This is a genomic window from Bradyrhizobium retamae, from assembly GCF_001440415.1.
In the GTDB taxonomy this organism is placed as follows: domain Bacteria; phylum Pseudomonadota; class Alphaproteobacteria; order Rhizobiales; family Xanthobacteraceae; genus Bradyrhizobium; species Bradyrhizobium retamae.
In genome coordinates, this window is the sequence record NZ_LLYA01000187.1 from 26,524 (window position 1) to 36,293 (window position 9,770).

The 9,770-nt window shown below is 62.3% G+C and carries 10 protein-coding genes; 9 read left to right on the forward strand and 1 reads right to left on the reverse strand.

Going from position 1 to position 9,770, the window contains the following annotated elements; translation table 11 throughout:
* Window positions 1–203: 203 nt before the first annotated feature.
* From ccoN to CQ13_RS31650, 9 genes are all read left to right on the forward strand, one after another.
* Window positions 204–1,826, forward strand: coding sequence for a cytochrome-c oxidase, cbb3-type subunit I (gene ccoN, locus CQ13_RS31610; protein WP_156434024.1), 1,623 nt, complete (start codon window positions 204–206; stop codon window positions 1,824–1,826).
* Window positions 1,827–1,837: 11 nt separating this feature from the next.
* Window positions 1,838–2,572, forward strand: a complete 735-nt coding sequence (gene ccoO, locus CQ13_RS31615) for a cytochrome-c oxidase, cbb3-type subunit II (protein ID WP_057846727.1) — start codon at window positions 1,838–1,840, stop codon at window positions 2,570–2,572.
* An 11-nt stretch (window positions 2,573–2,583) separates the two neighbouring features.
* Window positions 2,584–2,748: a cbb3-type cytochrome c oxidase subunit 3 gene (locus CQ13_RS31620; protein WP_057846728.1), complete on the forward strand. Its 165-nt coding sequence runs from the start codon at window positions 2,584–2,586 to the stop codon at window positions 2,746–2,748.
* 6 nt (window positions 2,749–2,754) lie between these two features.
* The gene (gene ccoP / locus CQ13_RS31625) at window positions 2,755–3,624 is read left to right on the forward strand and encodes a cytochrome-c oxidase, cbb3-type subunit III (RefSeq protein ID WP_057846729.1); all 870 of its coding nucleotides are present in this window, start codon (window positions 2,755–2,757) and stop codon (window positions 3,622–3,624) included.
* A gap of 78 nt (window positions 3,625–3,702) precedes the next feature.
* Window positions 3,703–5,166, forward strand: coding sequence for a cytochrome c oxidase accessory protein CcoG (ccoG, locus tag CQ13_RS31630; protein WP_057846730.1), 1,464 nt, complete (start codon window positions 3,703–3,705; stop codon window positions 5,164–5,166).
* Window positions 5,163–5,684 carry a FixH family protein gene (locus CQ13_RS31635; protein WP_057846731.1) on the forward strand — a complete coding sequence of 174 codons (522 nt, stop codon included), beginning with the start codon at window positions 5,163–5,165 and terminating at the stop codon, window positions 5,682–5,684. The genes ccoG and CQ13_RS31635 overlap by 4 nt, the downstream gene beginning before the upstream one ends.
* Window positions 5,685–5,695: 11 nt before the next feature.
* Window positions 5,696–7,888: a heavy metal translocating P-type ATPase gene (locus tag CQ13_RS31640; protein ID WP_057846732.1), complete on the forward strand. Its 2,193-nt coding sequence runs from the start codon at window positions 5,696–5,698 to the stop codon at window positions 7,886–7,888.
* The gene (ccoS, locus tag CQ13_RS31645; RefSeq protein ID WP_057846733.1) at window positions 7,888–8,076 is read left to right on the forward strand and encodes a cbb3-type cytochrome oxidase assembly protein CcoS; all 189 of its coding nucleotides are present in this window, start codon (window positions 7,888–7,890) and stop codon (window positions 8,074–8,076) included. Before CQ13_RS31640 ends, ccoS begins: the two co-directional genes overlap by 1 nt.
* Before the next feature lie 151 nt (window positions 8,077–8,227).
* The gene (locus CQ13_RS31650) at window positions 8,228–8,635 is read left to right on the forward strand and encodes a DUF6455 family protein (RefSeq protein WP_057846734.1); all 408 of its coding nucleotides are present in this window, start codon (window positions 8,228–8,230) and stop codon (window positions 8,633–8,635) included.
* A 270-nt stretch (window positions 8,636–8,905) separates the two neighbouring features.
* Here the strand turns inward: CQ13_RS31650 and CQ13_RS31655 are convergent, their stop codons facing one another.
* Complete coding sequence (locus tag CQ13_RS31655; RefSeq protein WP_347337073.1) at window positions 8,906–9,706, reverse strand: radical SAM protein; 801 nt, start codon at window positions 9,704–9,706, stop codon at window positions 8,906–8,908.
* Window positions 9,707–9,770: the final 64 nt, after the last annotated feature.

A 9,770-nucleotide genomic window follows, 5' to 3' on the forward strand; every position in this document is an offset into this window, starting at 1 on the left:
TCAGGCAAAACCGGGAGCGCGCAAGCGTCGTCCATTCTGATTCCTTCAGGCAGACGCCGGAGCGGGTGCAAAACGCCCGCCGGTCGTGGGGGTAGCTGATCGGGTTGATCTCAATCAAGGACAACACAGCGAGACCCGGGCTGACGGGGCAGGCGCCCATGCAAAGAGAATCACACATGCAGCAAACTCAATCCACGAAATGGATGACCCACGGCGAAGCCGGGCTGATGCTATTCTTCGCGATGGCAGCCTTCGTCTGCGCGTTCGCAGCCGCCAAGGCGCTGGACGCGCCGTTCGCGTTTCATGCTTCGCTCGCTGCAGTGGCGAGCGGCGTCGCCTCCTTCGCCATCATGAATCGGTATCTCGACCGCCCCGCGTCGCTGCCGCCGGAGGAGATCAGCGGGAAGCCGAACTATAATCTCGGTCCGATCAAGTGTGCCTCCTTCATGGCGATGTTCTGGGGCATCGCCGGCTTCGCCGTCGGGCTCTTGATCGCATCCCAGCTCGCATGGCCCTTGCTCAATCTCGATCTGCCCTGGACCAGTTTTGGCCGGCTCCGGCCGCTGCACACCTCGGCGGTGATCTTCGCCTTCGGCGGCAACGTGCTGATCGCGACCTCGTTCTATGTGGTGCAGCGGACCTGCCGGACGCGGCTCGTGGGCGATCTCGCGCCTTGGTTCGTCGTGCTCGGCTACAACTTCTTCATGGTGATCGCAGGCACCGGCTATCTACTTGGCGTGACGCAATCCAAGGAATATGCCGAGCCCGAATGGTACGCCGATCTGTGGCTGACGATCGTCTGGGTCGTATATCTCGTCGTGTTCGTGATGACGCTGGTGAAGCGCAAGGAGCCGCACATCTTCGTCGCCAACTGGTTCTATCTCGCCTTCATCGTCACCATCGCCGTGCTGCATCTCGGCAACAACCCGGCGCTGCCGGTGTCACTGCTCGGCTCGAAATCCTACATCGCCTGGGCCGGTGTGCAGGATGCGATGTTCCAGTGGTGGTACGGCCACAACGCGGTCGGCTTCTTCCTGACCGCCGGCTTCCTCGCCATCATGTACTACTTCATCCCGAAGCGCGCGGAGCGCCCGGTCTATTCCTATCGGCTCTCGATCATCCACTTTTGGTCGCTGATTTTTCTCTACATCTGGGCCGGCCCACACCATCTGCACTACACGGCGCTGCCGGACTGGACGCAGACGCTCGGCATGACTTTTTCTGTGATGCTCTGGATGCCATCCTGGGGCGGCATGATCAACGGCCTGATGACGCTGTCGGGTGCCTGGGACAAGCTGCGCACCGATCCGGTGCTGCGCATGCTGGTGGTTTCCGTGGCCTTCTACGGCATGTCCACCTTTGAAGGTCCGATGATGTCGATCAAGGTGGTGAACTCGCTGAGTCACTATACGGACTGGACCATCGGCCACGTTCACTCCGGTGCGTTGGGGTGGGTCGGCTTCGTCTCCTTTGGTGCGCTGTATTGCCTGGTGCCCTGGCTGTGGGGCCGCAAGGAACTGTACAGCCTGAAGCTCGTCAACTGGCACTTCTGGATCTCGACCATCGGCATCGTGCTCTACATCTCGGCGATGTGGGTCTCCGGAATCCTGCAGGGCCTGATGTGGCGCGCCTACACCTCGCTCGGCTTCCTCGAATATTCCTTCATCGAAACGGTGGAAGCGATGCACCCGTTCTACGTCATCCGTGCCGCCGGCGGCGCGCTGTTCCTGATCGGCGCGCTGATCATGGCCTACAATCTCTGGATGACGGTGCGGGCAAGCGAGGCGGACGTCGGCACAGAGCTCGCGTTGCAGGCGGCGGAATAAGGAGCGATCGGATGTCCTTCTGGACCCGCCATCAAATCTTCGAGAAGAATTCCATCATCCTGATCGCGGGCATTCTGGTTGTGATTGCGATCGGCGGCCTGGTCGAGATCACGCCGCTGTTCTACCTGAAAAGCACGATCGAGGTGGTCGATGGCGTCAGGCCCTACACACCGCTCGAACTGGCAGGCCGCAATATCTATGTCCGCGAGGGCTGCTATCTCTGCCACTCGCAGATGGTCCGGCCGCTCCGCGATGAGATTGAGCGCTATGGCCACTTCTCGCTCGCTGCCGAGAGCATGTACGACCATCCATTCCAGTGGGGCTCGAAGCGCACTGGGCCGGATCTCGCGCGGGTCGGCGCAAAGTATTCAGATGAGTGGCACGTCACTCACCTGACCAATCCGCGCGCGATTGTGCCGCAGTCGGTGATGCCGGGCTATCCGTTCCTCGCCCAGACCGAGGTCGACACCGCTGTTGTCGCCGACAACCTGAAGGCCAGCCGCATCGTTGGGGTGCCCTATTCGGACGAGCAAATCAAGAACGCGGTCGCCGACCTGAAGGCGCAGGCCGATCCGGACAATGTCGGCACCGACGCGTTCGGGAAACGGTATCCAAAAGCTGTGATCCGCAATTTCGACAGCAAGGCCGGTGCGCCGACTGAGATGGATGCGCTGGTCGCCTATTTGCAGATGCTCGGCACGCTGGTCGACTTCAAGCTCTACAACGAAAAAGCCAATCTTCGCTGAGAGGCAGGACGATGAAAGCAATCTTGATCGTTCACAACATCGCGTCGGACCTCGTCACCAGTGTGTGGACGCCGATCTTCGTAGGCCTGTTCATTGCGATCGTGATCTACGCGCTTTGGCCGCGGAACCAGGCGGTTTTCGACCAGGCATCTCGGATGCCGTTGCGGGAGGACTGAGAGGTCATGGCGGAAAGCGAACTTGACGGGGTTTCCGGCAAGACCACCACCGGTCACGAGTGGGACGGCATCAAGGAACTCAATACACCGCTGCCGCGCTGGTGGCTGATCACCTTCTACGCCTCCATCCTGTGGGCGATCGGTTATTGGGTCGTGTACCCGGCCTGGCCGCTTCTGTGGAGCTACACCAGGGGCGCGCTCAACTATTCGACGCGCGCCGCGGTCGGCGTCGAGCTTGCAATTCTGGAAAAGATCCGCGGCGACAAGATGATTGCGCTGGGTGCGGCTTCGCTCGCCGATATCGAAAAGGATCCGGCGCTGCTGACGCTGGCGCGCGCCCGCGGCAAGGCCGCGTTCGGCGACAACTGCGCGCCGTGCCACGGCTCGGGCGGCGCCGGCGCAAAAGGCTATCCCAACCTGAACGACGACGACTGGTTGTGGGGCGGCTCGCTCGACCAGATCGTGCAGACCATCCAATTCGGCGCGCGCTCGGGTCACACCAAGACCCATGAGGGCGCGATGCTCGCCTTCGGCAAGGATGGCATCTTGAAGCGGGACGAGATTGGCACGGTCGCCAACTATGTGCGCTCGCTCTCGGGCTTGTCGACGCGCCAGGGTTACGATGTCGCCGCCGGCGCAAAAATTTTCGCCGAGAATTGCACGAGCTGCCATGGTGAGGCGGGCAAGGGCAACCAGGAGCTCGGCGCGCCCAATCTCACTGACAAGATCTGGCTCTACGGATCGGACGAGGCGACCCTGAGTGAGACCATCACGAATGGTCGGGCCGGCGTGATGCCGGCGTGGGTGGGCCGGCTTGATCCGTCCACCATCAAGGCGCTGGCGGTCTACGTCCACACGCTCGGCGGCGGCAAGTAGCGGAGCAAAGGGAAGCGGCGTTGGGTTTGCGCTGGATCAACCCGGCAGAGAGGGAGGAGACTAAGAGAGCGCGGGCCCATGAACAAAATCATCCAAACAGACCCCGACCAAGTCGAAGATGTTGGGCCGCTTTACGCGGCCCGCAAGAACGTCTACCCGCAGAGTGTTTTCGGCACCTTCCGTCGGATCAAATGGGGCCTGATGGCGTTCTGCCTGGACGTCTACTACTTGCTGCCCTTCGTGCGCTGGAATCGCGGCCTTGGCGCCCCAGATCAGGCGGTGCTGATCGATCTGCCGAACAGTCGCTTCTATTTCTTTTTCATCGAGCTGTGGCCGCAGGAGGTCTATTACTTCACCGGCCTCCTGATCATCGCCGCGCTCACACTATTCCTGATGAATTCGGTCGGCGGCCGCATCTGGTGCGGCTATCTGTGCCCGCAAACGGTCTGGACCGACCTGTTCTATGCGGTCGAGCGCCTGATCGAGGGCGACCGGCGCGAGCGCATGAGGAAGGCGGCTTCCGCCGATCCCCTAAAACTCGGGCGCGTCTCCGAAATCGTGCTCAAGCATTCGATCTGGCTCTTGATCGCCTGGTGGACGGGCGGCGCCTGGGTGCTCTATTTCACCGATGCGCCGACGCTGGTGAAGGAGCTCGTCACCTTCCAGGCGCCGGCGATCGCCTATATCTGGATCACGATCCTCACCGCCACGACCTATCTGCTCGCTGGCTTCATGCGCGAGCAGGTCTGCGTCTACATGTGCCCCTGGCCGCGTATCCAGGCGGCGCTGACTGACGAATGGGCGCTGAACGTCACCTATCGCTACGACCGCGGCGAAAAGCGCATGTCGGTAAAGAAGGCGAACGAGCTGCGGGCGCTCGGCCTGCCTGCCGGCGACTGCGTCGATTGCTATCAATGCGTGGCGGCCTGCCCGACCGGCATCGATATCCGCAATGGCCCGCAGATCGACTGCATCCAGTGCGGCCTGTGCATCGACGCATGCGACAACGTGATGAAGAAGATCGGCGGGCCGACTCGGCTGATCGGCTACGACAATGACATTAACATCCAGCGCCGGATGGCCGGCAAGCCGCCGATCTACCGCATCGTGCGGCCACGCACGATCATCTACACCGCGCTGATCGCACTCGTCGGTGGGGTCATGCTGTATGCGCTGCTCACCCGTTCGCTGCTCGACATCAACGTGCTGCACGATCGCAACCCTGTCGCGGTGAAGCTTAGCGACGGCTCGATCCGCAACGCCTACACGGTCCGTTTGCTCAACAAGCGCGGTTTTGACCGCGTGGTGACGATCGACGTCGATGGTCCGCAGGATGCCGTTCTCCACGTCGTGGGCGACGATTCGATCACGCCCGACCGGCCAATGGTCGTGCTCGGGCGCGACGGCACCACAGAATTGCGTGTGCTGGTGACTGCTCCGTCGGAGAAGAATACCGAAAAATCGATCCCGACTAAGTTCCGGATCACCGATATCGGTCTCGGCGAGATCGCTTCCGCGATCGACAATTTCGTCTTGCCATGAGAACAAGTGGAGCTGCCGTGAACAGAACCAGTGCATCGCCAAAGCCGCTCACCGGCCGCAAGGTGCTTTTCATGCTGCTTGCGTTCTTTGGCGTCGTCATCGGCGTCAACCTCACCATGATAAGGCTTGCTTCCATGACGCTGCCCGGCACCGAGGTCGATAGCGCCTATGCGGCGAGCCTTGCCTATGAGAAGGAGATCGCCGCCGCACGCGAGCAAGGTGCACGCAGCTGGAAGGTGGACGCGCATCTTGCGCGCAGTGCGGACGGCGACACGGCGCTGGAAGTCAAGGCACGCGACGGGAGCGGAAAGGCGCTGACCGGACTGAAATTCACCGGTCGCCTGGAGCGGCCGACCGACCGGCGGGCGGACCGGGTGATCGCGCTGTCGGAGGTGACGGGCGGCATTTATCGGGGCAGCGGCCGCGCCGTCGGACCTGGGCAATGGAATCTGGTGCTGGAAAGCGAAGCCGACGGCCGGCGTCTGTTCGTGTCTAGGAACCGCGTGGTACTGAACTAGGGGAACGCGTCATGCGGGCGACACGGGACTTTTCGCATTATGTTAAGCATCTCGGCTCCGGACTGGCGCATATCGATCTCGCGGTCGAAGGCATCAGCTGCGCCGGCTGCATCTCAAAGATAGAGCGTGGCCTTTCAGCCATCCCGGACGTGACGCTGGCGCGCGTCAACCTGACCGACCGCCGTGTCGCGCTGGAGTGGAAGGAGGGCGCGCTCGATCCGGCGCGCTTCATCGATTGCCTGGTCGAGCTCGGCTACAAGGCCTATCCGTTCGAGGCTGTCACCGCTGAAGCGGCAGAGGCCGAGAACTCCCGCTTCCTGCTGCGCTGCCTGGGCGTTGCGGCGTTCGCGACCATGAACGTCATGATGCTGTCGATCCCGGTGTGGTCCGGTAATGTCAGCGACATGCTACCAGAGCAGCGCGATTTCTTCCATTGGATATCGGCGCTGATCGCGCTGCCGGCCGCGGCCTATGCCGGCCAGCCCTTCTTCCGCTCCGCCTTTAACGCGCTGCGCAGCGGCAACGTCAACATGGATGTGCCGATCAGCATCGGCGTCATCCTGGCGCTCGCGACCTCGATCGTCGAGACCATCGGCCATGCCGAGCACGCCTATTTCGACGCGGCGATCATGCTGCTCACCTTCCTCCTGATCGGGCGCTATCTCGAACAGAACATGCAGCGGCGAACCCGCGCGGTGGCCGGCAATCTCGCCGCTCTGAAGGCCGAGACGGCGACCAAGTTCGTCGGTCCAGACGAGATCTCCGTGGTGCCGGCCGCAGCGGTCAAGGCCGGCGACATCGTTCTGCTGCAGCCCGGCGAACGTTCGGCGATCGATGGCACGGTCATCGACGGCAGGTCGGAGATCGACCAGAGCCTGATCACGGGGGAGACGTCGCATGCGGCGGTCAAGCCGGGCAGTGCGGTCTACGCCGGCTCGCTCAACATCTCCGGCTCCTTGCGCATGCGCGTTTCCGCCGCCTCCGAAGGCACGCTGCTTGCGGACATCCAGCGGCTGCTTGATCACGCCGTGCAGGGCCGCTCGCGCTATGTGCAACTTGCCGACCGTGCCTCGCGCTTCTACGCACCGGTGGTGCACGCGACGGCCTTCCTGACCATGATCGGCTGGTTGATCGCCGGCGCCAGCGTCCATGACGCCATTATCACCGCGATCGCCGTTCTGATCATCACCTGTCCCTGTGCGCTGGGGCTTGCGATCCCGACGGTGCAGACAGTGGCGTCGGGCGCGATGTTCCGCGCTGGCGTGCTGCTCAATTCGGGTGATGCCATCGAGCGCGTCGCCGAGATCGACCGTATCATCTTCGACAAGACGGGAACGCTGACGTTACCTGAGCTCGATGTGGTGAACTCGGCGGCCGTGCCCGCCGATGTGTTGGAGCTTGCGGGCCGGCTTGCGCTGGCGAGCCATCACCCCGTCGCCTCTGCGCTGGCGCGCGCGGCCGGCGCGAAATCGCCGCTGCCCGGGATCACGGAACAGCCGGGGCAGGGCGTTCGCGGCATTCTTAAAGGTGAAGAGGTGAGGCTTGGAAGTCCAACTTTCTGCAAGGCCGATAATATCGCGAACGAAGTCCTGAGCCGCGATCCCGAGGTTTCCGTCGTTGCCTTCGCGCGTGGTGAAAAACGTTATGTGTTCGCGGTCCGCCAGAGCCTGCGGCCGGACGCGCGCGCGGTCATCGCGGCGCTGCAGAAGCGTGGCGTGGCGGTAGAAATTGTTTCCGGTGACCGCGAGCCGGCGGTGCGCGCCGCGGCTGAGATGCTTCAAATCCCCGAATGGCGCGCCGGCGTCACGCCCGCCGACAAGATCGCTCGGATCGGGGAACTGAAGCGGCAGGGTTTTAAAGTCATGATGGTCGGCGATGGGCTCAACGATGCGCCGTCGCTGGCCGCGGCGCATGTCTCGATGTCGCCGATCTCGGCGGCGCATTTGAGCCAGGCGACGGCCGATCTCGTCTTCCTCGGCAACCGCCTCGCGCCGGTGATTGCCGCGGTAGACCATTCGCGGAAAGCGTTGCGCCTGATGCGGCAGAACCTCTATCTCGCGGTCGGCTACAATTGCCTCGCCGTGCCAATCGCCATTCTGGGCTTCGTGACGCCTCTGATCGCGGCCGCCGCGATGTCGGGCTCCTCGATCCTGGTGATGCTGAATGCGCTGCGTGCGCGACCTCTCCCGCAGGAGAATCTGTGATGGAGGTGATCGTGTTCCTGGTGCCGCTGGCGCTCTTGCTCGGCCTGTTCGGGCTGCTCGGATTTCTGTGGTCCCTCAAGAACGGCCAATATGATGATCTCGAGGGAGCCGCCTGGCGCGCGATTTCTGACGACGACGAAACGCAGGCTCCGCGCTGCGTCGAGCTGATGTCGGAATCGCGACCGTAACGTCTCGTCGTTGCGCGTCCCGGGATGCTTCCAATTTTGATCTGACGCAATACGGTCGGCTATTTCGCCCCGCATACTTGACGTGCTCAAACCGTACCGGGAGGGTACTATGGCATCGGCTAGAAGAAAGGAATCGATCGGAGGTAGGCTCATGGGCAGGTTTTCGGAGTGGCTCGGCCGGCTCCGTGATACCGCCGATCTCCGCGCCCTTGGAGCCGCCGAGCTCGATTGCATCGCGCGCGACCTTCGCGTCTCACCGACCGAGCTCGAAACCCTCACTTACCGTAGGCGGCGCGGCGCTGATGAGCTGTCGAGACTACTCAAGGCGCTCGGCATCGACGAGACGGCCATTGCGCGCAAGGAGCCGGGCGTGCTGCGCGACATGACGCTGGTGTGTGCACTGTGCGCCGAAAAGACCCGATGCAACCGCGAGATAGAGGCGGAAACAACGGCGCAGCACCTTCATGAATACTGCGCCAACAGCTACACGATCGATGCGCTGCGGACGAAGCCAAAGCCAGTTCCGATGGATCTCGTTCGTGGCCCGAGCTGCTGCTGACAAGCTACAAATGGTCTAAGGGCCTCTCGGTCTTTAAACCGCGCGGCTGTGCACGCCTGTTGACCGCGAAAGGTGAGCATCAAACGCTGAGGCGACGCTACGCACCAGGAATTCCGATCCTTCGCTGACGGTTAGCCGACCTTGAGACATTGTCGCGACAGCCGGTCGATGCGGGCGCGATCGACGACTGCTGTCCGTGGATCCCGACGATGGATGCGGGGTATCTGCTCCAGGTCAACGGTCAAATCGCACATGATCCGCTCGATGATATCAGCGCGGAAGATCATCCTCGGTGAAAGCATAACCCTTCACCGTGGCTAGCCGGCCCTCCGCGATGCGGTTCAGGTAGTCGCGGATGGCCACCACGTTCTGAACAAAGCCGTGTGGCATCCGACCGATCGCGCTCGCCCCGAGGCCGATGAGTGTGTCAGCGCCGTCATCGGTGTAGCCCTGGAAATTGCGCCGCAATCGGCCACCGCGCTGCGCCGTCGCGAGCGCATCGTCTGGGAACCAACCCGATGCGCACATACCCCGAAGGGCCTCTGCGATGGTCTCGGACTGAACGTGGCGCACGACACTGTCAGGTAAGCTCTCCTCCGCGATCTTGCGCTGATGCTTCTTGAATGAGGGGACGTGCGCGTAGCCGAACACCGAAAGCCGGTCGGGGCGCAATTCGACGCACTTGACTTTGCTGTCTAGACAAGAGCTTACCGTCTGAAAAGGGAGACCATAGAGAAAGTCGAAGTTGATCCCCCGCACACCTGCCCGGCGAAGCCTTTCGACTGCAGCTGCCGTCTGCTCGAAGCCTTGCAATCGATTTATTGTGCGCTGCACTCTTGGGTCGAAGCTCTGAACTCCGAGGCTCGCGCGGGTGACCCCGCAGTATTCTAAAGCCTGCGTCAGGTCGTTGGTCAGAGTTCGCGGATCGACCTCAACGACAATCTCGGCATCCGGAAGCACGAAAAAGATATAACGCAAGGCGTCAGCGAGATCGACGAGCAGTTGCGGAGCCATGATGGTCGGAGTGCCCCCGCCGAAGTGCAGATGCGCGACCGGCAGGCTTTTCTCTATCGTGTCCGCGACTAGATTAGCGTTTTCTTGGTTCGAATCATATCAGGCGGCGTCGGCGAGTTTG

Excerpts from the sequence above, each read along its gene's own strand:
- ccoN (WP_156434024.1), top strand. The coding sequence starts at position 204 with ATGACCCACGGCGAAGCCGGGCTGATGCTATTCTTCGCGATGGCAGCC.
- ccoO (WP_057846727.1), top strand. The coding sequence starts at position 1,838 with ATGTCCTTCTGGACCCGCCATCAAATCTTCGAGAAGAATTCCATCATC.
- CQ13_RS31620 (WP_057846728.1), top strand. The coding sequence starts at position 2,584 with ATGAAAGCAATCTTGATCGTTCACAACATCGCGTCGGACCTCGTCACC.
- ccoP (WP_057846729.1), top strand. The coding sequence starts at position 2,755 with ATGGCGGAAAGCGAACTTGACGGGGTTTCCGGCAAGACCACCACCGGT.
- ccoG (WP_057846730.1), top strand. The coding sequence starts at position 3,703 with ATGAACAAAATCATCCAAACAGACCCCGACCAAGTCGAAGATGTTGGG.
- CQ13_RS31635 (WP_057846731.1), top strand. The coding sequence starts at position 5,163 with ATGAGAACAAGTGGAGCTGCCGTGAACAGAACCAGTGCATCGCCAAAG.
- CQ13_RS31640 (WP_057846732.1), top strand. The coding sequence starts at position 5,696 with ATGCGGGCGACACGGGACTTTTCGCATTATGTTAAGCATCTCGGCTCC.
- ccoS (WP_057846733.1), top strand. The coding sequence starts at position 7,888 with ATGGAGGTGATCGTGTTCCTGGTGCCGCTGGCGCTCTTGCTCGGCCTG.
- CQ13_RS31650 (WP_057846734.1), top strand. The coding sequence starts at position 8,228 with ATGGGCAGGTTTTCGGAGTGGCTCGGCCGGCTCCGTGATACCGCCGAT.